Here is a 23,611-nt window from a genome sequence, read left to right on the forward strand (position 1 = left end):
GAGTGAAGTTCACCGACGGCTACTGGCTGCTGCGGGAGGGCGTCACCGCGGCCCATCCGGTCGAGGTCCTCGACGTCAGCGCCGCGGACTCCGCGCTGGAGATCCACGCGCCGACCCAGCCCATCCGGCACCGCGGCGACCTGCTGAGGGGACCGGTCGTGACGATCAGCGCGCACACCCCGATGCCCGACGTCATCGGCGTCACCTTCACCCACTTCGAGGGCGAGCGGCCACGCGGCCCCCAGTTCGAGCTGCGCAGGACGGACGTCGCCTCGCAGGTGTCGTACGACGACGAGTACGCGACCCTGACCTCCGGGTCGCTGACGCTGCGGGTGCGCCGGACCGCGCCCTGGCGGCTCGACTTCCTCTCCGGGGGCCGCACCCTCACCTCCAGCGGCCCCAAGGGCATGGGGATCATGCGGGACACCACGACCGGCGCCCACTACCTGCGCGAGCAGCTCGGCCTCGGTGTCGGAACCTCCGTGTACGGCCTCGGCGAACGCTTCGGCCCGCTGGTCAAGAACGGGCAGGTCGTCGACGTCTGGAACGCCGACGGCGGCACGGCCACCGAACAGGCCTACAAGAACACCCCCTTCTACCTGACCGACGCGGGGTACGGCGTCTTCGTCGACCACCCGGGAAAGGTGTCCTTCGAGGTCGGCTCGGAGGCCGTGTCCCGGGTCCAGTTCAGCGTGGAGTCCCAGCAGCTGACGTACTACGTCATCCACGGACCGACCCCGAAGGACATCCTGCGCAGGTACACCGCCCTCACCGGCCGCCCGGCGCTCCCGCCCGCCTGGTCCTTCGGCCTGTGGCTCTCCACCTCCTTCACCACGTCGTACGACGAGAAGACGGTGACGTACTTCATCGACAGCATGCGGGAGCGAGAACTCCCGCTCTCCGTGTTCCACTTCGACTGCTTCTGGATGCGGGAGTTCAACTGGTGCGACTTCCGGTGGGACCCGCGGGTCTTCCCGGACCCGGAGGGGATGCTGACGCGGCTGCACGAGCGGGGGCTGCGGGTGTGCGTGTGGATCAATCCGTACATCGCGCAGCGCTCGCCGCTGTTCGCCGAGGGCAGGGAGCTGGGACACCTGCTGCGGCGGCCGGACGGGAGCGTGTGGCAGTGGGATCTGTGGCAGCCGGGGATGGCGCTGGTGGACTTCACGTCGGCGGCGGCCCGCGACTGGTACGCGGCCAAGCTGGAGGCCGTGCTCGACCAGGGCGTCGACTGCTTCAAGACCGACTTCGGGGAGCGGGTGCCGGTGGACGTGGCCTGGTCCGACGGCTCGGACCCGGAGCGGATGCACAACTACTACACCCACCTCTACAACCGCACCGTCTTCGAGGTGCTGCGCAAGCACCGGGGCGAGGGGGAGGCGGTGGTCTTCGCGCGGTCGGCGACGGCCGGGAGCCAGCAGTTCCCCGTGCACTGGGGCGGCGACTGCGAAGCCACCTACGAGTCGATGGCCGAGTCGCTGCGCGGCGGGCTCTCGCTCGGCCTGTCCGGGTTCGGCTACTGGAGCCATGACATCGGCGGCTTCGAGGGCACTCCCTCGCCGGCCCTGTTCAAGCGCTGGCTGGCCTTCGGGCTGCTCTCCTCCCACAGCCGGCTGCACGGCAGCTCCTCCTACCGCGTCCCCTGGCTCTTCGACGAGGAGTCGGTCGACGTGCTGCGGCACTTCACCCGGCTGAAGCTGAGCCTGATGCCCTACCTGTACGGGGCCGCGCGCACCGCCGCCGCCGAGGGTGTGCCGATGATGCGGGCGATGGTCCTGGAGTTCCCGGACGATCCCGGGTGCGCCCATCTGGAACGGCAGTACATGCTGGGCCCGGATCTGCTCGTGGCGCCGGTGTTCAGCGACGAGGGGGAGGTCGCGTACTACGTTCCCGAGGGGGACTGGACGAGCTTTTCGACCGGGGAGACGGTGTCCGGTCCGCGCTGGGTGCGTGAACGGCACGGCTTCCTGAGCGTGCCGCTGCTGGTGCGGCCGGGGGCGGTGATCCCGGTCGGCGCGGTGGCGGACCGTCCGGACTACGACCATGCGGACGGGGTCACGCTGCGGGCGTACGGCCTGGCGCGCGGCGCGCGGGTCACGGTCCCGGTCGGGGACGTCGTCTTCACGGTCGTCCGCGAGGGGGACACCCTTCGGGCCTCGTGCGGCGATCCGGCGGCGGCGTGGCAGCTGGCGGCCGGGGAGCGGACGGCGCGGGCGGCGGCCGGCACCGGGTTCCTCTCCCTGGAGCTGGGCCGATGGTGAAGATCACCGACGTGGCCCGGCACGCCGGTGTCTCCCCCAGCACGGTGTCCTACGCGCTCAGCGGCAAGCGCCCGATCTCGGAGGAGACCCGGCGCCGGATCGAGGCGTCCATCCACGAGCTGGGCTACCGCCCGCACGCCGGCGCCCGCGCCCTGGCCAGCAGCCGCTCCAACGTGCTGGCCCTGGTGATCCCGCTGCGTACCGGCATCCACGTCCCGGTCGTCATGCAGTTCGCGGTGCCGGTGGTGACGACGGCCCGCCGCTACGACCACGACGTGCTGCTCCTGACCCAGGAGGAGGGCGAGGAGGGGCTGCGCCGGGTCGCCGACACGGCCCTGGTGGACGCGCTGATCGTGATGGACGTCCAGCTGCACGACTCCCGGCTGCCGCTGCTGCGCGAGCTGGAGCGGCCGTCGGTGCTGATCGGCTTCCCGGCCGCCGCCGAGGGGCTGACCTGCGTCGACCTGGACTTCCGGGCGGCCGGTGAGCGGTGCGTGGAACGGCTGGCGGGACTCGGCCACCGGGTGGTGGCGCTGGTCGGCTCGCCGCCCGAGGTGTACGTCCGGGAGACGGCGTTCGCCCAGCGGGTGGTCCAGGGCTTCACGGCCGCCGCCGACCGCAACGGGATGACGTCCCGCGTCCACCCCTGCGAGGCCACGCCGGGGGCGGCCCGGCGGGTCGCCGAGCGGCTGCTGCGGGAAGAGCCGGCGCTGACGGGGGTCGTCGTCCACAACGAGGCGGTGCTGGAGCCGCTGATCGACGCCTTCGAGCAGCTGGGCCTGCGGGTCCCCGCCGATCTGTCGGTCACCGCGATCTGCCCGGACGAACTCGCCGCCGGGCTCCGTGTCCCGGTCACCTCGGTCACCCTGCCCACCGCCGAACTGGGCGAACGGGCGACGGAGTTACTCATGCGCAAGCTCGACGGCGACCCGGACGTACCGGATGCGACCCTGCTCGCCCCCCGGCTGACGAACCGCACGAGCACCGCACCCCGACGGGCTTGAGGACACGAAAAAAAACGGCGCCTTCCCGAAGGAAGGCGCCGTTCAACAGGGGTTGACCTGTGCAGACCGAAGCCTGCACTGGTGGAGATGGCGGGAATCGAACCCGCGTCCAACGGTGCAGAATCAGGGCTTCTCCGTGTGCAGTTCGCTGTGATTTTCTCGGCCCCGGCAATCACGCGAACAAGTCGCCGACGGGCCCAGTCACTGTTTGATTTCCCATTCGCCCCCGTGACCGGGCCGAATGGTTTAGTCCCCTAGATTATGCCAGGGTCCGGGTCGGGAACATCCCCGGTCTGACACCCGTTAGGGCCTTCACTCACTGCTTATTAGGCAGCGAGGGCGAAGGCGCGGGAATCGCTCTTGGAAGTGGCGATTATTGGTTGCGACATATGGTTAACGAGATCATTGTCGCTTCCTCGACACGCTTCCCCTGCTTCGACAGCCGCTGTCGAAACCGATCATCCCCATGTTGTGTTTTCAAACCCCTCCGAGGAGGGTGCGCACCTGCTGTGAGGTGCAGTGCCATCGTACGTGAACAACGAGCGACGTGGCCACCGTATTCCGGCGGTGTCCCGCCCTACGCGCCCCGCTGCTTCCGCTTCGCCGCCGCGATCGCCCGGTCCGACTCCCGCCGGTCCTGCTGCGCGCGCAGGGTCTGCCGCTTGTCGTACTCCTTCTTGCCCCGGGCGAGCGCGATCTCCGCCTTGGCCCGGCCGTCCTTGAAGTAGATGGCGAGCGGCACGATCGTGTGGCCCGTCTCCTGGGACTTGGACTCCAGCTTGTCGATCTCCTCCCGGTGCAGCAGCAGCTTGCGCTTGCGGCGCACCGAGTGGTTGGTCCAGGTGCCCTGGCTGTACTCGGGGATGTGGGCGTTGTGCAGCCACGCCTCGTTCCCGTCGATCTGCACGAAGCCGTCGGTCAGCGAGGTGCGGCCCTGACGCAGCGACTTCACCTCGGTGCCGGACAGCACGATGCCGGCCTCGTAGGTGTCGATGATCGCGTAGTCGTGCCGCGCCTTCTTGTTCTGCGCGACGATCTTGCGCTTGCCGCCCTTCTCGCCGTCCCTGGCTTTGGCGGCCGTCCCCTGCTGCTTCTGCTGGGACTCTTTCGGTACGTACATTCCCTTGGCCATAGTGCTCTCCATTTTCGCACCACGGAGGGGGTGCGAGGGAAGCGGATTTGGCTACGACGGGTCGCCGAGGCCGCTGAGGACCGTCTCAGCCCGCTCCAGCGCCCCGCTGGACACCTCCAGGTCGGGGGTGATGCCCCGGCCGTCGACGGTGTGGCCGCAGGGGGTCCGGTAGTGGCCGACGGTGAGTTCGGCGACCGAGCCGTCGGGGAGCCGGGTGGGCATCTGGACGGAGCCCTTGCCGAAGGTGCGGGAGCCGAGGACGACCGCGCGGCCGCGGTCCTGGAGGGCGCCGGTGAGCATCTCGGCCGCGCTCATCGTGCCGCCGTCGACCAGTGCGACCAGGGGTCTCGCGGTGTCGCCGCCGGCGTCGGCGTGCAGGGCGCGCTGCGAGCCGTCCACGTCGTAGGTGGCGACCAGGCCGCCGTCGAGGAAGGCGGAGGCGGCGGTGACGGCCTCGCTGACCAGGCCGCCGGAGTTGCCGCGCAGGTCGAGGACGATCCCGGCGCCGGCGGGAGCCTGCCGGACGGCCTCCCGCACGAGTTCCCCGGAGCCCTTGGTGAAGGCGGAGATCCTGATGACGGTGATCCCGGCGGACAGCTTGCGGACGGTCACCGAGTCGGTGGACAGCAGTGCCCGGCGCAGGGTCTCGGTCCACGCGTGCGTGCCGCGTTCCAGGCCGAGCGTGACGGTCGTACCGACGCGGGCGTCGGTGGCGTCGCCGCGCAGTAACGAGACGACGTCGGTGACGGGCCGCCCGTCGACGTCCGACCCGTCGACCCTGCGCAGCCGGTCGCCCTTCCTGATACCGGCGGTGGCGGCGGGCGACCCGGCCTGCACCTTGGTCACCTCGATCCGGCCGTCCCGCTCCCGCCGGGCCCACAGCCCGACGCCGGTGTACTGCCCGTCGAGCGCTTCCTCGAACTCCTGGTACTCACCCTCGGAGTAGACCGCGGCCCACCGGTCCCCGCTGCGGCTCACGGCCCGCTCCGCCGCCTCCATGGGCGACTTGCCGTCGGCCATCGCCTCGGCGGCGGCCTTCGCGACATCGTCGTGGCCGGCGGCCGGGCGAGCGGTTCCGCCCGGCGTCTTCCGCTCGGCCTGGCCCGGATCGGGAAACGCCCCGGTGGCCGCCCCGGTCACCAGCAGCCCTGCGAACACCAACGTCAGAGCCGCCACCCGGCGAACCCGGCGGGGCTGGCAGAACAGCTCTCGGCCTGACATGCCGGTGAGTCTAGGACAAGCCGAGAGGGCCGCACGGACGCTTGCCCGTACGACCCTCTTGGCATGCGTCACACCTTCAGGTACTTGCGCAACGCGAAGAACGCCGCAAGCGCGGGCATCAGAAGGCTTGTTGCGAGGATGAGCGGGAGCTTGGTCAACACCGCGTCCCAGCCGATGAAGTTGATCAGATTCAGCTTCTGGGAGAGGGCCAGGCCGTGGTCGATGATGAAGTAGCGGGCGACCACCAGGAATCCGCAGGCGACCGTGCCGCCGATCAGGCCGGCGACGGCGGCCTCCGCGATGAACGGGGCCTGGATGTAGAAGCCGGAGGCGCCGACCAGGCGCATGATGCCGGTCTCGCGCCTACGGCTGAACGCGGAGACGCGCACCGTGTTGACGATCAGCATCAGGGCGACCACCAGCATCAGGGCCATGACCATGCGGGCCGCCCAGTTCATGCCGTTGAGCAGGCCGAAGAGGTTGTCCAGGATGCCCTTCTGGTCCTGGACGGACTGGACGCCGTCACGGCCGTCGAACGCCGTCGCGACCACCTGGTACTTCTGCGGGTCCTTCAGCTTGATCCGGTACGACTCCTGCATCTGGTCCGGCGTGAGGGAGTCGGCCAGCGGAGAGTCGCCGAACTGCTCCTTGTAGTGCTTGTACGCCTGGTCCTGCGACTCGTAGGTGACCTTCTCGACCACCGACATCTTGCCGAGGTCCGCCTGGATCTGCTTCCTCTGGTCGTCGGTGACCGCGCCCTTGGCGCAGTTGGGGTCGGACTCGGCGTCGCTCTTGTTGCAGAGGAAGATCGAGACGTTGACCTTGTCGTACCAGTAGCCCTTCATGGTGTTGACCTGGTCGCTCATCAGGAGCGAGCCACCGAAGAGCGCCAGGGACAGGGCGACCGAGACGACGACCGCGAAGGTCATCGTCAGATTGCGGCGGAGACCGACACCGATCTCCGACAGTACGAACTGGGCGCGCATGGCGTCGGGTTATGCCTTTCCGTGGACGTCTGCGGGGTCGGGGGCGGTCAGTGCTGGTAGCCGTAGACGCCGCGGGCCTGGTCGCGGACGAGGAGGCCCTTCTCCAGCTCGATGACGCGCTTGCGCATCTGGTCCACGATGTTCTGGTCGTGGGTGGCCATCACCACGGTGGTGCCGGTGCGGTTGATGCGGTCGAGCAGCTTCATGATGCCGACCGAAGTCTGCGGGTCGAGGTTACCGGTGGGCTCGTCCGCGATCAGCAGCTTGGGACGGTTCACGAAGGCGCGCGCGATGGCCACGCGCTGCTGCTCACCACCGGACAGCTCGCCGGGCATCCGGTCCTCCTTGCCGCCGAGCCCGACGAGGTCGAGCACCTGGGGCACGGACTTGCGGATCTCGCCCTTGGACTTGCCGATCACCTCCTGGGCGAAGGCCACGTTCTCGGCGACCGTCTTGTTGGGCAGCAGGCGGAAGTCCTGGAAGACCGTCCCGAGCTGGCGGCGCATCTGCGGCACCTTCCAGTTGGAGAGACGGGCGAGGTCCTTGCCCAGCACGTGCACCTGGCCGTGGCTGCATCGCTCCTCGCGGAGGATCAGCCGCAGGAAGGTGGACTTTCCGGAGCCGGAGGACCCCACGAGGAACACGAACTCGCCCTTCTCCACTTCCAGGGACACTTCCCTGAGTGCGGGGCGGGTCTGCTTGGGGTAGACCTTGGAGACATTGTCGAATCGGATCACGGATGCACCACGGGTCGCCGGGGGTAGATGAGCGTGACCATACGCGAGTCGGGTGAGGAAGCGCAGGCTCCGGTCACGGTTGGGTGAGGCTTGTGCGGTTTTGTTCCGGGGCAATCTTTCCGGAACGCCGGGGCGAGGTCCGCGGACGGCCGCGCCCTTTCCGGAGGAACCTGGCACAGTGGAGGGGGAACGTTCTCGTTCCGCTGAGCGTTGTGTAGGTAATGGCCGGTGCAAGGAGGGCGAGCGCATGACGTACGACCGGTTGGTGTGCGCGAACTGCGCGGCGCCCGTGAGCGAAGGCCGGTGCCCCGTGTGCCGCGCCAACCGCCAGCGCCTGCAGCAGGAGAACTTCCTGGGCGGACTGAACCCGATGGCGCTGATCGGGCTGCTGGCGGTGCTGATCGCCGCGGTGGCACTGCTCGCGCACCAGACCGCGTAGCGGACATCACGACGCCGCGCGCGGCAAGGCGCACCACAGCGCCCCGCGAAACGCACGACAGGCAGGCGATCGAAGGGCCCGGAGCAACCGCTCCGGGCCCTTCGCCGTACGTGACGTGCGCTCCGTGAGCGCCCGGCTACCGTCAGGCCGCGGCGCCGCCGCGGCCGCCCATGAGGCGCGGCAGGATACGGAAGCCGATACCGCCGGCGATCATCGTGGCGGCACCGGCGATCAGGAAGCCGGTCTGCGCGGCACCGGTCTCGGCGAGCTGGTCGCCGCCACCCTGGGCCTGGGTGTTCGTGGTGTCCGAACCGGTGTCGGTCAGGGAGGAGGAGCCCTCCTCCTGAGCGGAGGTGCCGGAGTTGCCGTCGGTGCCGGTGTTGTTGCCGCCGCCGTTGCTGCCCGTGCCGCTGCCGTCGGTCGGGTTGTCGCTCGGCTCCTCCGTCGGCTCGGTGGGCTCGTCGGTGGGCTGGGTGGGCTCGTCCGAGGGCCCGGAGGACTCGGACGGGGGCTCGCTCACGGGCGGCTCGCTGGTGGGCGGCTCACTCGTGGGCGGCTCACTCGTGGGCGGCTCGCTGGTGGCCGGGCCGGTCGGGATCTCGGTCGGGTCGTCGGCGGTGTTGACGGTGGCGGTAATGCCGTCCTGGTTGGCCTCGACGCCGATGGAGAGGGCGGAGGCCGCGCCGGCCGCGGTCAGCGAGGCGCCGGCGGCGATCACGGCGCAGGCGGCTATCCGCGCGACCCGGATCCGTGTCTTCTTGGTCATCTGGTTGCTACCCCCAGTAGCTGAATGTCAGGTTGGCCGCGCTGGGGCTGTGCTCTACGGAGGTAGCTACGGATGCGCAAGCCCCCCGGTTCTCATGCGCCCCAGAGATACGCATGCCACGCTTCACCCTTCCCATTTTTCAAAGCAACGTCAAGGCCGTTGCGGGCGCGATGTCCAGTTGCGCGCCGAATGCGGGGAGTTGAAGCCTGTGAGTGTGATGTAAATCTTGGCGACACCCCTGGCACGGCCCGGATATATGACAACTGCCGTCCCTGGGACGGCAGTTGTCGAATCGGCCGACTCGCCATGGGCAAGTCGACAAAGTTACTTCTCCTGCTGCTTGCGCCAGCGAATTCCGGCCTCCAGGAAGCCGTCGATCTCGCCGTTGAAGACGGCCTCGGGGTTGCCGACCTCGAACTCCGTACGCAGGTCCTTGACCATCTGGTACGGGTGCAGGACATACGAACGCATCTGGTTGCCCCAGGAGTTGCCTCCGTCGCCCTTGAGGGCGTCCATCTTGGCCTGTTCCTCCTGCCTGCGCCGCTCCAGAAGCTTGGCCTGGAGGACGTTCATCGCGGTCGCCTTGTTCTGGATCTGCGACCGCTCGTTCTGGCAGGAGACGACGATGCCGGTGGGGATGTGCGTGAGGCGTACCGCGGAGTCGGTGGTGTTGACGCCCTGCCCGCCGGGCCCGGAGGACCGGTACACGTCCACCCGCAGCTCGGACTCGTCGATCTCGATGTGGTCGGTCGTCTCGACGACGGGGAGGACTTCCACGCCCGCGAAGGAAGTCTGACGGCGCCCCTGGTTGTCGTAGGGCGAGATCCGCACCAGGCGGTGGGTGCCCTGCTCGACCGAGAGCGTCCCGTAGGCGTACGGCACCTGCACGGCGAAGGTGGTCGACTTGATGCCGGCCTCTTCCGCGTACGACGTCTCGTAGACCTCGGTCTTGTAGCCCTTCTGCTCCGCCCAGCGCAGGTACATCCGCTGCAGCTTCTCGGCGAAGTCCGCGGCGTCGACGCCACCCGCTTCCGCACGGATGTTCACGAGCGCCTCGCGGGAGTCGTACTCCCCGCTGAGCAGCGTCCGCACTTCCATCTCGTCGAGCGCCTTCCGGACGGCGGCGAGCTCGGAGTCGGCCTCGGCGCGGGTGTCCGGGTCGTCCTCCTCCTCGGCCATCTCGAAGAGCACCGCGAGATCGTCGATCCGCCCGCGCAGCGCCTCCGCCTTCCTGACCTCGGCCTGGAGGTGGGAGAGCTTGCTGGTGATCTTCTGCGCCTCGTCCGGGTTGTCCCACAGGGACGGCGCGGCCGCCTGCTCCTCGAGCACGGCGATGTCTGCCCTCAGCTTGTCGAGGTCCAGAACGGCCTCGATCGACTCCATGGTCGAGGAGAGGGACTTGAGCTCTTCGGATACATCGACGACTGCCACGCCTCCCAGCGTAACGGCTCCGCCAGGCACACAGCGCCCGCCCACCGCCGCCCTGCCTCGCCCCGCCCGACCCGGCGAGGCGAGGAGCGGACGAAAAACGATGCCTGCCACACGGAACCGGGCGCCCCGACGGGCGCCCGGAGTACTCCGGCCCGCGCCCCCTGCCACACGCGCCCGGAGGTCCCGGGACGGTCACGGGGTCACGGGGTCACGGGGTCGACGTGCTGTGGGTGTCCTGGGGCGGGGAGTCGTCGCCGGAGGTGGCGAGCCAGGTGCCGACGCCCACCGCGGCCGCCAGTACGACCCCGGCCACGCCCAGCGTCACCCGGCGCCGCCGGGCCGCCGCCTTGTGCCGGGCCGAGCCGGGCCTCGGCGCCCCGGACGCCCTCGGGGCTCTGGCGGTGCCCCGTGCGCCGCCCGCCAGCTCGTCCGGCCCGGGCACCCGCATCGACGTGTGCGTGTCCCGGTTGGAGTCCGGCTTGGCGCCCGGCACCAGGGAGACGGCTCCCCGGCGCCGTACCCGCTGCTCCTCGGCGGCCGGGGCGGCGGCGGTCTCCTCGGCCGCCTCCTCCGACGCCTCCGTGTCCGGCTCGTCGACGTCCAGCGGCGGCATCCCCGCCAGCGTCGGCAGCTGCTCCCGCAGCCGGGCGGCCAGCTCGGAGGCGCGCAGCCGGGAGGCGGGCGCCTTGGCCAGGCACTGCACGAGCAGCTGCCAGAGCTCCTCGGGGATGCCGGGCAGGGGCACGACGGTCTCGGTCACGTGCCGGCGCAGGACCGCCCCGGGGTGGCCGCCGCCGAACGGGGTGAAGCCCGCGAGCAGCTCGTACAGGACCGTCGCGAGGGCGTAGATGTCCACCGAGGCGCGGGGCGGCAGGCCCTCGACGATCTCCGGCGCCAGGTAGTCCGGGGTGCCGATGATCTTCGTGGCGCGGGTCCGCTTCGGGGAGTCGATCAGCTTCGCCACGCCGAAGTCGGTCAGCAGGGCGGGGTGGGCACCGCCGGGGCCGAGCGGGCCCTGCATGTCGAGCAGGACGTTCTCCGGCTTCACGTCCCGGTGGACCACGCCCGCCGCGTGCGCCGCCGCCAGCCCGTCCGCGACGTCCGCGACGATCGCCACCGCGGCCTCGGGCGCCAGGCGCCGCTCCCGCTCCAGGCGGGTGCGCAGGTCGGTGCCGCGGACCAGGTCCATCACGAGGGCCAGGTCGTTGCCGTCGACGACGAGGTCGCGGACCGACACCACGTTGGGGTGCTCAAGGCCCAGCAGGGCCGTGCGCTCCTGTACGAAGCGGCCCACCAGCTCCTCGTCGGACGCGAGATCCTCACGCAGCAGCTTGATGGCGACGGGCCCTTCCGGCCCCTCGCCCAGCCACACCGTGCCGGCGCTGCCCCGCCCCAGGATCTGGTTGGCGGTGTACCGGCTGCCGATCTTCCGTGCCAAGGCTGCTCCTACAGACGCGTGTTGCCGACAAAAGTACGCGTCCGAGGAGCCAACCTTCACCAGGGAGGCGGAAATCACCCGCCAGGTGTCGACAAATACCCAAACTCACGGTCACTTGCCGCCGCCCACGCTGTCGAAGAAGTCACCGACCGACTTCGACCAGTCCTTCAGCTGGCTCCAGTAACCCCTGCCTTCACCCACCCATGTGTGCAGCGGGGTCAGGTCCCAGATCAGCCAGCCCGCGACGAACAGGACGACGATCATGAACAGGCAGCCCTTGAGACAGCCGAGCCCGGGGATCTTCATCGGGTTGGCACCGCGCTGCCGCGGCTCGCGTGCGGCCCGCTGCGGCTCGGCGGGGGCGGCCGGGGGCGGCGCATAGCGCTGCTGCGGTCGCTGGGGTTGCTGCTGCGGCGCGTACTGCTGCGGCTGATGGCCGTACCCGGCGGGCTGCTGGCCGTACCCGCCCTGCTGCTGGCCGTATCCGCCACCCTGCTGCCCGCGCGGCTGCGGCCGCCGTACCGGCTGCTGCTGCGGGGCCTGGCGGGGCGGCTGCTGCTGCGGCCGGGCCACCTGGCGCTGCGGACGGCGGCGCAGCGGGTCCTCGTTCGGGTCGAGGTACTGGACCTGCGTCTGCTCGTTGCGGTCGCGGGCCGCGCGGAGCTGGGTCTGCCAGGGGTGCGGCTGCTCCGGCTGCTGCTGGCCGGGCTGCCCCTGGGGCATCGGGGGCATGACGGCCGTCGGGTCCGCGGCGCCGGTGTTCGGCAGCACGGCGGTCGGGTCGGCGGCGCCCGTCGGGCCGCCGGTGTGCGGGAGGAAGCTGGTCACCGCGTTCGGGTCGTACGTTCCGGCGGGCGCGCCGGTGTTCGGCAGCACCTGCGTGGGGTCGGCCGACCCCGGTACGGCGGTGGGCGCCGGGTCGGGGGCCAGCAGCGCGCCCACCCCCTCGGCGGCGGCGATCTGCGCGGAGTTCGCGTGCACGCCGACGCCCTCGGCGACGACGCGCAGGCCGCGGGCGAGGTTCTCGGCGCTGGGCCGGTCGTCGGGGTTCTTGCGCAGGCAGCGCTCTATGACCGTCCACAGCGGGTCGGGAACGGTGGACGGGCGGCGCGGCTCGGCGCTGAGGTGCTGGTGGAGGACTTCGAGGGCGCTGCCGCCGGAGAACGGCGGGCGGCCGGTGACCAGCTCGTACAGCAGGATGCCGGCGCCGTAGATGTCGACGGCCGAGGTCTGCGGGCGCCCCTCCGCGGACTCCGGCGCCACGTACGCGGGCGTGCCGACGAACTCGTGGGTGCGGGTCAGCCCCGGGGAGTCGGCGAGCCGGGCGATGCCGAAGTCGGTCAGCAGCGGGTGCATCTGGCCGTTGTACTGCTGGAGCAGCACGTTGGCGGGCTTCAGGTCGCGGTGCACGACGCCGTCGGCGTGGCTGGCGGCGAGGGCGTCGGCGATCTGGGCGGTCAGCAGTGCGGCGGCGACCGGCGAGAACGGGCCGTTCTCGCGCAGGTAGCGATGCAGGTCGGGGCCCTCGACGAGGTCCATGACCAGGGCCAGCAGATCGCCCTCGACGACCAGGTCACGGACCCGGACGATGTTCGGGTGGGTCAGCCGGAGCAGCACGGAGCGCTCCCGCAGGAACCGCATCACGATGTCGGGGTCGCTCGCGAGCTCTTCCTTGAGGACCTTGATCGCGACGGTCTCCCCGGGCTGGCCGGGCACGGCCGCCTCGGCGCCCGCGGTCTCCCGCTGGCGGGCACGCCAGACGGTACCGGTGGCGCCGCGTCCGAGCGGCTCCTCCAGGAGGTACTTGCTGCCTACCGGCCGCACGTCATCCGCTCCCTGCTGCTTGCTGGTGTGTCCGGTTCTTGTGTCCCACCCACTGTAGTGCCGTGGTCCCCGACACCGGCTGTCGTCCGGCTCTGCTCTCCCCTGCCCGGCAGGCGGCCGGCAGGTGTTCCGCACGTATGCCCATACGTTGGCGTTCCCGCACTTGTTCGAGGGAAAGACGCTCACTTCGGTCCGTCGGTTGCCGGGTCCGGACGTGACCGATCTCAAGTGATCGTCGGCACGGTATCGGTCAGGCACTTTTGGGGGCAGAGCTGACCAATCAAGATCACTTACCATCGGGGCGTGGGCGCGTTGTCAGCGGCAGGTGCGAGGATGCGTGCGACAGCAGAACTGGCCGACGTGCGCGTGGCGGTGGGGGGAATTCCGCGCCCGCGCAGAAGGGACCGCTGACGGCGATGCAGATCCGGCTGACCGTCGTAGACCCGCTGGGCCCTGCCGCGCAGCGGGGCCGGATCCTGAGCCGGGACGTGCTGGTGACGGCGCCCGCGGGCACGGATCTCGCGGCGGTGGCCTCCGCACTGGCCTCGGCGGTCACCGGTGACGGCGGTCCGGGCGGCCGGGAGACCAGCGGCGCCCCGGTCGTGCTGTACGCGGGGACGGAGCGGCTGGACGCCCGCCGCCGGATCCTGGGCGAGCCCCCGCTGGTCGACGGCGCCGTGCTGTCCCTGGGCGCGCCCGTCGCCCCCGAGCCGCATCCCGAGCTGGACGACGCGCCGGCCCAGCTGCATGTGATCGCCGGTCCGGACGCGGGCGGGGTGCACCTGCTGCACGGCGGCCAGATCACCGTCGGCCGCTCCGCCGACGCCGACGTCCCGCTCGACGACCCGGACGTCTCCCGGCTGCACTGCGCGGTCACGGTCGGCGCCGACGGCCACGTCTCGGTCGCCGACCTGCACTCCACCAACGGCACGGCACTGGACGGCACCCGGATCACCGACCGCCCGGTCAGGCTCGCCCCGGGAGCGCTCCTGCGCATCGGGGAATCGGCCCTGCGGCTTACGCCGTCCGGGGGACCGGGAGCCCGGGTGGACACGGCACCGGACGGGGAGGGCTGCGTACGGGTGCTGCTCGCGGACCCGGACCCGGACGACGACGTCAGCGGTGGTCCCGCGGCAGCCGGCGCCGGCCGTGCGGCGGGCCCCGCGCACGGGGCGGCCACGGCCACCCCCGGCCCCGCGGGCCGCACCCATCACGCCTACGGCGCGGCGGCCTCGGGCGGAGCGGCCGGGGGCCAGGAGCACGGGCCGGCGGAGCCGCCGGTGGTACCCGCGCAGGGGGAGGCGCCGAGCATCGAGAGCCGGGGCGGTGGCTCGCCGCAGGCCGAGCGGGGCGGCGGGGTTCCGGCGGCCGGGACCGCTCAGGGTGGCGGGCCGCGGGCCGACGCCCGGTCCGACGAGGGATCTCCGGTGGCCGGGGCCCGGCACGAGCCGACCTCGTCGGCCGGACAGCACGGTGGACCGTCCGGTCCGCGCGGCGGCTCCGCCCCCGCGTGGCACTCCGGCGGCCCACAGGGCTCCACCGCCACGGAACGCCTCACCGGCACGGGCCGGCCCGCCCCCGTGCAACGTTCCGGCGACACCCACGGCGGCCGCTCCGGGGCCCTCGGCGGCCCCGGCGCACGCAGCGGCGGGAGCGGTCCCGCCGCCCCCGGTCACCCGGTGGCAGCGGACCACCGTCCCGCCCCGGACGGCGACCCCACCGGCGAGCCCGCCCCCTCCGCGAGACGCAAAGGCACCCCCCTCCGCGGCACCGACGCCCCCGACCTCCCCGAGACCGCCCGCAGGCGCGGCGGGCTCGGAGCCTGGGCGCGGCGGCTGGCCGGCGGGCGCGGTGAGCCCCTGCCGGCCGCTGACGCGGAGCCCGCGACCGGGGCCGGCGGCACGGCGCCGGCCGATGTCCCGGCCCAGCCCGAGACCTGGCCGGACCCCGCCGCCCTGCTGCTGACCGCGCTCGGCCCCGGCCCCCGTCTCTGGGAGCGCGGCCCCGGACACCCGGAGACGCTCACGGTCCGGCTCGGCACCGCGGACCGCGCGGCGCCCGGGGGCCAGGGGCTGCTCCCCGCCGTGCCGGTCACCGCCGACCTGCGCGAGGCCGGCGCCCTCGGTCTCGCCGGCCCGCGCACCCGCCTCGCCGGCCTCGCCCGCGCGGCACTGGCCCAGCTCGCCGCGCTGCACTCCCCCGACCTGCTGGAGATCGTGCTGATCAGCGCGGACCGGGCCCGCCCCCTGGAGGAGCGCACGGCCGAGTGGTCCTGGCTCGGCTGGCTCCCGCACGTGCGTCCCGGGCACGGCCAGGACTGTCGCCTCCTGCTCGCCTACGACCGCGAACAGGCCGCCGCCCGCGTGGAGGAACTGCTCCGCAGGGTGGAGGACCTGTCCGCGCCCCGTCGGCCGGCCACCCCGTCCGACCGCCCCGACCTGGCCGGTACGGCCACGGACACCGCGCCCGCCGAGGACGCCCACCGCCCCTCCTGGGCCCGCGACGACCTCGGCGCCGGCGACCGCGGCAGGGGTTTCCCGGGGCCCTACACGGTCGTCGTCGTGGACGGCGATCCCGGCGGCTCCGCGCTGCGTGACGCGGTGGCGCGGCTGACGGTCGCCGGACCGCGCGCCGGAGTGCATGTGATCTGCCTGGCGGAGACGGCGCCCACCTCGCCCACCTCGCCGGTCGACCAGACCTACCAGGCGGCGTGCGCGGTCACGCCGACGTTCCGGGAGTGCGGTGCCGTGGCCTTGCTCAGCGGGGACGTGGCGACAGCACTGCATCTGCTGCGGGTGGCCCGCACCGACGCGGCCGGGCCTCTCGGCCCCGGCACCCTGGCCGCGGTGGACGCGGTCTCCCCCGCCTGGGCCGAGCGGTTCGCGCGGGCGCTGGCCCCGCTCCGCCCCGACGGCCCGGCAGAAGACCGGCACACCCGGGTGGCCGCCCCGCTGCCCCAGTCCGCCCGGCTGCTGGACGAGTTGGGGCTGGCGCGGGCCACCCCGGCGTCGCTGATGGCCCGTTGGGCGGACGCGGCCGACGACACGGAGTCGCTGGGCGGCCGGGCCCGGGCCGTCCTGGGAGCCGGACCGCGCGGCCCGCTCGGCGCCGACCTGGTGGCCGAGGGACCGCACCTGCTGGTCGAGGGGCCGTCCGGCAGCGGCCGTACGGAGCTGCTGCGGGCGGCGGTCGCCTCGCTGGCCGCCGCCGAGCGCCCCGACCGGCTGGGGATCGTCCTGATCGACGGCCGCGACGGCGTCGGCACCGGCGCCGGCGCGGGGCTCGGCGAGGGCCTGCGGGTGTGCACCGACATACCGCATGTGACCACCTACCTCTGCGTCAACGACCCGGTCCGGATGCGGGAGTTGGCACAGTCGCTGAGTGCCGAACTGAAACGGCGGGCCGAACTCCTCGGCCGCTCCGACTTCACCGACTGGCACGCCCAGCGGGAGATCTCGGGCCGTATCGTCGCCCAGCGCGGCCGCCCCGCCGCGTCGGGCGCCGCCGACATAGAGGCACCGCCCAGCTCCACGATCCGGCTGCGCCCGTCGGCAGGGGCCGCGGCCCGTCAACGCACCGAGGCGCCACCGCCGTTGCCGCGCCTGGTCGTGGTGGTCGACGATCTGGACGCCCTGGTCTCCCCCGCCCTCGGCTCACCGGGCCGGCCGGCCGCCGGTTCCGTGATGCGGGCGCTGGAGGCGGTGGCGAAGGAGGGCGGCCGGCTCGGCGTCCACCTGATCGCGGCGGCCGGTGCGGGCGGCCGTACGGCGGAGACGGAACCCGCCCGGCGGGCCACCCTGCGCGTCACCCTGGACCCACCGGCCGCGGGACCCGACGAACCTGCCCCGGGCCGCGGCCGCCTGACCACACCGGACGGCCGGGTCACGGCGTTCCAGGCGGGCCGCGTCACCGGCCGCATCCCCCGCACGGCGACCCAGCGCCCCACGGTCGTCCCCCTCGACTGGCCTCGCATGGGCGACCCCCCGACCCGCCGCCCGGTCCGGGAACTGGGCAACGGCCCGACGGACCTGGCCCTGCTGGCGAGCGCGGTGGAGAGAGCGGCCAGAGAGGTCTCGGCGGCGGAGGTGCCCTCGCTCCTGTAGCGAAGGCACGGAGCGGGGCACGCGGAGCGAGGCATCCGCGGAGCAAAGGCCCGTGGCGAAGGCCCGTGGCAAAAGCCCGTGGCGAAGGCCTCCCCGGGGGCCCACTGATCACGAGGCGATCACGATCCCCGGCCCTCACCTGTAGGCACCCTTGCCGCACGGGCGGCCCCCGCGTACACCGGAGCGCACGGGACAGAGTTCTGACGTTCAACGAGGAACGACGAACGGGGAAGTGATGCGCGCCATGAGCAACACCATCGGGACCGGCAGGGCCGTCACCGCGGTCGCCGCACTCCTGGCGGGAGCCCTCGTGCTCACCGCGTGCGGAGGCAGCGACGACGGCAAGAAGGACGACAACGGCTCGGAGAGCAGCGCCAGTACGTCCGGTTCCACCCTCACCCTGCCGAAACTGGACGGCACCACGCTGGAGGTGGCCGCCGTCTGGACCGGGCAGGAGCAGAAGAACTTCAAGCAGGTGCTGGCGGAGTTCGAGAAGCGCACCGGCGCGAAGGTCACCTTCGTGCCCGCCCAGGACCCGATCATCAACTTCCTCGGCTCGAAGATCGCGGGCGGTCAGCCGCCGGACATCGCGCTGCTGCCGCAGCCCGGGGCGATCAAACAGGCCGTGCAGAAGGGCTGGGCGAAGCCGCTCGGCGCGGACGCGCTCAAGGAAGTGCAGAAGAACTACTCGCAGGGCTGGCAGGACATCGGCAAGGTCGGCGGCAAGCAGTACGGCGTCTACTACAAGGCCGCCAACAAGTCGCTGATCTGGTACAACACCACGGTCTTCGAAAACGCGGGCGCCAAGGAACCCAAGACCTGGCAGGACCTGCTGACGACCGCGCAGACGGTGTACGACTCGGGCGTCACGCCGTTCTCGGTCGGCGGCGCCGACGGCTGGACGCTGACCGACTGGTTCGAGAACGTCTACCTCTCCCAGGCGGGCCCGGAGAAGTACGACCAGCTCGCCCAGCACAAGATCAAGTGGACCGACCCGTCGGTGAAGCAGGCCCTGACCACGCTCGCCCAGGTCTGGGGCAAGAAGGGGTATGTCGCCGGCGGCGCGGACGGCGCGCTGCAGACGGAGTTCCCGGCCTCGGTCACCCAGACCTTCACCGGCGGCGACCAGCCGAAGGCCGGGATGGTCTACGAGGGTGACTTCGTGCAGGTCAACATCGGTGAGACCAAGGCGAAGGTGGGCACGGGCGCCAAGGTGTTCCCGTTCCCGGCGGTCGGCTCCGCCGCACCCGTGGTCTCCGGCGGTGACGCGGCCGTCATCTTCAAGGACTCCAAGGGGGCCCAGGCCCTGGCGGCCTTCCTGGCCTCCCCGGACGCGGCGACGATCCAGGCGAAGCTCGGCGGATATCTCTCCCCGAACAAGAGCGTGCCGAACTCGGCGTACCCGAACGAGGTGCAGCGCACCATCGCCAAGGCCCTGATCGCGTCCGGTGACGACTTCCGCTTCGACATGTCCGACCAGGCCCCGCAGGCGTTCGGCGGCACCCCGGGCAAGGGCGAGTGGAAGGACCTCCAGGACTTCCTGAAGAACCCGAAGGACGTCGCGGGCACCCAGGCGAAGCTGGAGAAGGACGCAGCGGCCGCCTACGGCAGCGGAAGCTGACCCGGCGATGGCCGCACCCGCTACGACGGCCCCCGCCCCACCGGGCCGCCGCAAGAGCGTGACCGGCACCCGCAGGACGGTGGCGGTCCTCTTCCTGCTCCCCGCCCTGGTGCTGCTCGGCGCGCTCGTGGTCTACCCGATCGGGTACTCGCTGATCCGCAGCTTCTACAACGCCAACGGCGACGGATTCGCCGGCTTCGACAACTACAGGGCGATCTTCACGGACGACGGCATCCGCACCGCCCTGAAGAACAACATCATCTGGGTGGTGTTCGCGCCGACGGTCTCCACCGCCCTCGGTCTGATCTTCGCGGTGCTGACCGAGAAGATCCGCTGGGGCACGGCGTTCAAGCTGGTCGTCTTCATGCCGATGGCGATCTCGATGCTGGCCGCCGGGATCATCTTCCGGCTCGTCTACGACCAGGACCCGGACAAGGGCGTCGCCAACGCGGTCTGGGTCGGCGTCCACGACACCTTCGCCCAGTCCTCGGCGTTCCCGAACGCCCACCCGGGCCGGGAGTCGCCGCTCAAGCCGGACCAGGGCGGCTTCGTCACCACGGGGGCCGTCCACACCGGACAGGCCGTCACCCTGCCCCTGGTCGGCGTCGCCCCCGACCAGATGCCCGACGGCGCGAAGAAGGCCGCGGCGGCGAAGTCCGATCCCGGGAAGATCACCGGCACCACCTGGCAGGACTTCACCCGCGGCAAGGGCGTCGGCCGGCTCGGCGCCCCCGACCCGTCCGAGCTCGGCTACGACGGGATGCGGGTCGAGGCGGTGAAGGACGGCAAGGTGGTGGCCTCGGCCAAGGCCGCCGCCGACGGCACCTTCACGCTGCCCGCCACCGCCGACGGAGCCCTGCTGCGGCTGCCCGCGAGCAACTTCAAGCAGCCCTACAACGGGGTCGACTGGCTCGGCCCGTCCCTGGTCACGCCCGCCATCATCGGGTCGTACATCTGGATGTGGGCGGGCTTCGCGATGGTGCTGATCGCGGCCGGGCTCGCGGGCGTGCCCCGGGAGCTGCTCGAAGCGGCGCGGGTCGACGGGGCGACCGAGTGGCAGGTGTTCCGCAAGGTCACCGTGCCGCTCCTCGCACCGGTCCTCGCGGTGGTCACCGTGACCCTGATGATCAACGTGCTGAAGGTCTTCGACCTCGTGTACATCATCGCGCCGGGCTCCTCGCAGGACGACGCGAACGTGCTCGCCCTGGAGCTGTACCGCAAGGGCTTCTCGGAGGGCCAGCCGGGCATCGCGAGCGCGATCGCGGTGTTCCTGCTGCTCCTGGTCATCCCGGTGATGTGGTTCAACGTGCGTCGGCTGCGACGGGAGGAGCGGCGATGAGCTGGCTGCTGGAGAAGATCAACGGCGGTCTGGTCCGGGTCTTCCTGATCGTCGTCGCGCTGTTCTGGCTGGTTCCGACGATCGGGCTGCTCGCCTCCTCGCTGCGTTCCCCGGAGGACATGAGCGCGAGCGGCTGGTGGCAGGTGTTCACCAAGCCGTCCCAGCTCACCTTCGACAGCTACCAGAACCTGCTGGAGAACGGCGACATCACCCACTCGCTGTGGAACACGGTCCTGATCACCGTCCCCGCGACCGTCCTGGTCGTGATCATCGGGGCGCTGGCCGGGTACGCGTTCGCGTGGATGGAGTTCCCCGGCCGGGACTGGTGGTTCCTGATCGTGGTCAGCCTGCTGGTGGTGCCCGTCCAGGTCGCGCTGATCCCGATCGCCGAACTCTTCGGCAAGATCGGCCTGTTCGGGACGATCCTCGGGGTGGTCCTCTTCCATGTCGGCTTCGGACTGCCGTTCGCGGTGTTCCTGCTGCGGAACTTCTTCGCGGAGATCCCGCGGGAGCTGCTGGAGGCCGCCCGCCTCGACGGCGCCGGTGAACTGCGCCTGTTCACCCGGGTGGTGATGCCGCTGGGCGGGCCCGCGATCGCGAGCCTGGGCATCTTCCAGTTCCTGTGGGTGTGGAACGACATGCTGGTCGCGCTGGTGTTCACCAAGTCGGGCACCCAGCCGATCACGGTGGCGCTCCAGACCCAGGTCCGCCAGTTCGGCAACAACGTCGACGTGCTCGCGCCCGGCGCCTTCATCTCGATGGTGATCCCGCTGGCGGTGTTCTTCGCGTTCCAGCGCCAGTTCGTCACGGGAGTGATGGCGGGCGCGGTCAAATAACCCCCGAGGCACACCGGAAAGGGCGAGCCGGCCACCGGCTCGCCCTTCGCCGTTCACCGAACGTGACCCGGATGCCGTAGCGAACCGTAACCGAATCACTCCATTGGCCGTTCCCGGGCAGAACGCCCGCGCCGACCGATGGATGCCCCCTTGCCCAGGTTCAGTGTCATTGTCCCCGCGTACAAGGTCCAGGCGTATCTGTCCGAGTGCCTGGACTCGGTGCTCTCGCAGTCGTATCCCGATCTGGAACTGATCGCCGTCGACGACCGTTCACCGGACGCCTGCGGCGCGATCATCGACGAGTACGCGGCCCGCGACGAGCGGGTCCGCCCCGTGCACCTGCCGGCGAACCAGGGCCTGGGCGGTGCCCGCAACGCCGGGATGGAGCTCGCGCGCGGCGACTACCTGCTCTTCCTGGACAGCGACGACACGCTCACCCCCGACGCGCTGCAGGCGATCGCCGGCCGGCTCAAGGAGACCGGCGAGCCGGACGTGCTGGTCCACGACTACGCGCGGACCTTCTGGACGGGCCGTGCGGAACGCAACAGGGCCGCGCCGCACCTGACCGAGCAGGGCCCGGCGCCCTTCCGTCTGGAGGACCGGCCGGGCCTCCTCCGCGTCCTCATGGTGGCCTGGAACAAGGCGTACCGGCGGGAGTTCGTGGCGGAACACGGCTTCACCTTCCCGCCCGGCTACTACGAGGACACCCCCTGGACCTACCCGGTCCTGATGACCGCCGGGACGATCGCGACCCTGGACCGGGTCTGTGTGCACTACCGGCAGCGGCGGCAGGGCAGCATCCTCTCCACCGCCAGCCGCGGCCACTTCGACATCTTCGACCAGTACGACCGGGTCTTCGCGTTCATCGAGGAGCGGCCCGAACTGGCCCACTGGCGGCCGGTGCTGTTCCGGCGGATGACCGACCACCTCTCGACGGTGTTCACCCGGCGGGAGCGGCTGCCCCGCGGCACCCGCGCCGAGTTCCTGCGCAGGGCCCGCGCCCACTGCCGCCGCCACCGGGCCGCGGGCACCCCGCCGCCGATGCGGACCCGGCTGCGCCACGGTCTCGTCCACCACGGCCTGCACCGCACCTACCGCGCCCTCCAGCTGGCGCAGTCCGCGGGCCGCCGCACGGTCAAAGCCGCCGTCAAGTCCGCCCGTGGTCTGCGCTCGGCCCTCCTCCAGCTGCACTACCGGGTCCAGCTGCGTCTGCCGCTGCGCGATCGCGCGGTCTTCGCCGCCTACTGGAACCGCGGCCACAGCTGCAACCCGGGCGCGCTGGAGGCCGCGTTCCGCAGACACGCCCCGCACATCCGCACCGCCTGGATCGCCCGCCCCGAACACCAGCACACCGTCCCGCCGGGCCCGCTCCGGCTGCGCCCGGGCACCTTCGGCTACTGGACCGCCCTGGCCCGGTCCAAGTACCTCGTCAACAACGTCAATTTCGACCGGCGGCTGCGCAAACGCGCCGGCCAGGTGTTCGTGCAGACCCAGCACGGCACCCCGCTCAAGCACATGGGCCTCGACCTCCAGGAACGTCCGGCGGCGGGCGCCGGCATGGACTTCGAGGAGCTCCTGCGGGGCGTGGACAAGTGGGACTACCTCCTGTCCGCCAACCGGCACACCACCCTGACCTGGGAGCGCGTCTACCCCGGTGGCTACACCACCCTCGAATACGGCTACCCCCGCAACGACGTCTTCCAGCAGGCCACTTCCGCCGACGTGACCCGGATCCGCGAGTCGCTCGGCGTCCCCGAGGGCGCCGTCGCGCTGCTGTACGCGCCCACCCACCGCGACTACCGGCGCACCCAGCGCCCGGCGCTCGACCTGGACCGGATCGTCCGCCGGCTCGGCCCGCGCTTCGTCGTCCTGGCCCGCGCCCACTACTGGCACGGCGGACCGCTCCCGGCCGGGACGCGGGTGATCGACGTCAGCGGCCACCCGAGCGTGGAGTCCCTCTGCCTGGCCTCGGACGCGCTGATCACCGACTACTCGTCGATCATGTTCGACTACGCCAACCTGGACCGCCCGATCGTCGTGCACACCGAGGACTGGGACGCCTACCACGCGGCCCGCGGCACCTACTTCGACCTGCGCTCCGCACCGCCGGGCGCGGTCGCCCGCAGCGAGGACGAGCTGATCGACATCTTCGCCGGCGGCGACTGGCGCGGCTCCCACTCCGCGCAGCTGCGCGCCGCGTTCCGCGAGCGGTTCTGCCGGTACGACGACGGACGCGCCGCCGAGCGGGTCGTACGGCATGTGGTGCTCGGCGAGACGGCCGGGCTGCCGGAGGTCGTGCCGCCGGCCGAGCGGCACCCCGTTCCGTCGGCGGCCCCGGAGCCGGACGATCCCCCGCCGGCCACCGTTCCGCAACCTTCCGGCCACCTGCCCGTCACCGAGAGCCGCTGACCGCCGTTTGCCTTCCAGGGAGTTCCTTCATGCCCCCCAACACCTCGCGGCCCACTCCGTCGCG

Annotated in this window: 16 protein-coding genes and 1 other RNA gene; 8 read left to right on the top strand and 9 right to left on the bottom strand. The window is 71.7% G+C overall.

Annotated features, from left to right (window positions below):
* Nucleotides 1-2 precede the first annotated feature (2 nt).
* Nucleotides 3-2,261 carry an alpha-xylosidase gene (gene yicI, locus ACFXI4_RS07450; RefSeq protein ID WP_384988789.1) on the top strand — a complete coding sequence of 753 codons (2,259 nt, stop codon included), beginning with the start codon at nt 3-5 and terminating at the stop codon, nt 2,259-2,261.
* Nucleotides 2,255-3,265 carry a LacI family DNA-binding transcriptional regulator gene (locus tag ACFXI4_RS07455; protein WP_384988790.1) on the top strand — a complete coding sequence of 337 codons (1,011 nt, stop codon included), beginning with the start codon at nt 2,255-2,257 and terminating at the stop codon, nt 3,263-3,265. The genes yicI and ACFXI4_RS07455 overlap by 7 nt, the downstream gene beginning before the upstream one ends.
* 79 nt (nt 3,266-3,344) lie before the next feature.
* Here ACFXI4_RS07455 and ssrA read toward each other — a convergent pair.
* The 5 genes from ssrA to ftsE all read right to left on the bottom strand — a co-directional run bounded on the left by ssrA (nt 3,345) and on the right by ftsE (nt 7,341).
* Nucleotides 3,345-3,731, bottom strand: a transfer-messenger RNA (tmRNA) gene (ssrA, locus tag ACFXI4_RS07460).
* 111 nt (nt 3,732-3,842) lie between these two features.
* Nucleotides 3,843-4,385 (bottom strand): SsrA-binding protein SmpB, encoded by a 543-nt coding sequence (gene smpB, locus ACFXI4_RS07465; RefSeq protein WP_362722516.1) that lies wholly within the window; start codon nt 4,383-4,385, stop codon nt 3,843-3,845.
* Nucleotides 4,386-4,448: 63 nt separating this feature from the next.
* Nucleotides 4,449-5,618: a S41 family peptidase gene (locus ACFXI4_RS07470; RefSeq protein WP_384988791.1), complete on the bottom strand. Its 1,170-nt coding sequence runs from the start codon at nt 5,616-5,618 to the stop codon at nt 4,449-4,451.
* Nucleotides 5,619-5,686: 68 nt separating this feature from the next.
* Nucleotides 5,687-6,604, bottom strand: a complete 918-nt coding sequence (gene ftsX, locus ACFXI4_RS07475) for a permease-like cell division protein FtsX (RefSeq protein ID WP_362722505.1) — start codon at nt 6,602-6,604, stop codon at nt 5,687-5,689.
* A 47-nt stretch (nt 6,605-6,651) separates the two neighbouring features.
* Nucleotides 6,652-7,341 (bottom strand): cell division ATP-binding protein FtsE, encoded by a 690-nt coding sequence (gene ftsE, locus ACFXI4_RS07480; protein WP_351322897.1) that lies wholly within the window; start codon nt 7,339-7,341, stop codon nt 6,652-6,654.
* A 247-nt stretch (nt 7,342-7,588) separates the two neighbouring features.
* On the opposite strand from ftsE, the gene ACFXI4_RS07485 reads away from it, so the two are divergent.
* The gene (locus ACFXI4_RS07485) at nt 7,589-7,780 is read left to right on the top strand and encodes a hypothetical protein (RefSeq protein WP_362722508.1); all 192 of its coding nucleotides are present in this window, start codon (nt 7,589-7,591) and stop codon (nt 7,778-7,780) included.
* Between the two features lie 142 nt (nt 7,781-7,922).
* On the opposite strand, the gene ACFXI4_RS07490 is transcribed toward ACFXI4_RS07485, so the two are convergent.
* The 4 genes from ACFXI4_RS07490 to ACFXI4_RS07505 form a co-directional block, all read right to left on the bottom strand.
* Nucleotides 7,923-8,546, bottom strand: coding sequence for a hypothetical protein (locus ACFXI4_RS07490; RefSeq protein ID WP_384988792.1), 624 nt, complete (start codon nt 8,544-8,546; stop codon nt 7,923-7,925).
* A 324-nt stretch (nt 8,547-8,870) separates the two neighbouring features.
* Nucleotides 8,871-9,977, bottom strand: a complete 1,107-nt coding sequence (prfB, locus tag ACFXI4_RS07495) for a peptide chain release factor 2 (protein WP_362722513.1) — start codon at nt 9,975-9,977, stop codon at nt 8,871-8,873.
* A 208-nt stretch (nt 9,978-10,185) separates the two neighbouring features.
* Nucleotides 10,186-11,415: a serine/threonine-protein kinase gene (locus tag ACFXI4_RS07500; protein WP_384988793.1), complete on the bottom strand. Its 1,230-nt coding sequence runs from the start codon at nt 11,413-11,415 to the stop codon at nt 10,186-10,188.
* 111 nt (nt 11,416-11,526) lie between these two features.
* Nucleotides 11,527-13,239, bottom strand: coding sequence for a serine/threonine-protein kinase (locus ACFXI4_RS07505; protein ID WP_384988794.1), 1,713 nt, complete (start codon nt 13,237-13,239; stop codon nt 11,527-11,529).
* 416 nt (nt 13,240-13,655) lie between these two features.
* On the opposite strand from ACFXI4_RS07505, the gene ACFXI4_RS07510 reads away from it, so the two are divergent.
* From ACFXI4_RS07510 to ACFXI4_RS07530, 5 genes are all read left to right on the top strand, one after another.
* On the top strand, nt 13,656-17,342 hold the full coding sequence (locus tag ACFXI4_RS07510) for an FHA domain-containing protein (protein ID WP_384988795.1): 3,687 nt from the start codon (nt 13,656-13,658) through the stop codon (nt 17,340-17,342).
* A 235-nt stretch (nt 17,343-17,577) separates the two neighbouring features.
* Nucleotides 17,578-18,963 (top strand): ABC transporter substrate-binding protein, encoded by a 1,386-nt coding sequence (locus ACFXI4_RS07515; protein WP_384988796.1) that lies wholly within the window; start codon nt 17,578-17,580, stop codon nt 18,961-18,963.
* Between the two features lie 7 nt (nt 18,964-18,970).
* A complete protein-coding gene (locus ACFXI4_RS07520) occupies nt 18,971-20,302 on the top strand; it encodes a carbohydrate ABC transporter permease (protein ID WP_384988797.1) in 1,332 nt (443 codons plus the stop codon).
* Entirely contained in the window at nt 20,299-21,138 is an 840-nt protein-coding gene (locus ACFXI4_RS07525) for a carbohydrate ABC transporter permease (RefSeq protein WP_362723882.1), read from the top strand. The genes ACFXI4_RS07520 and ACFXI4_RS07525 overlap by 4 nt, the downstream gene beginning before the upstream one ends.
* Nucleotides 21,139-21,288: 150 nt before the next feature.
* Nucleotides 21,289-23,547: a CDP-glycerol glycerophosphotransferase family protein gene (locus ACFXI4_RS07530; RefSeq protein ID WP_384988798.1), complete on the top strand. Its 2,259-nt coding sequence runs from the start codon at nt 21,289-21,291 to the stop codon at nt 23,545-23,547.
* The last annotated feature ends 64 nt before the right edge of the window (nt 23,548-23,611 follow it).

It is taken from the genome of Streptomyces sp. NPDC059224 (genome assembly GCF_042754285.1).
Lineage (GTDB): Bacteria > Actinomycetota > Actinomycetes > Streptomycetales > Streptomycetaceae > Streptomyces.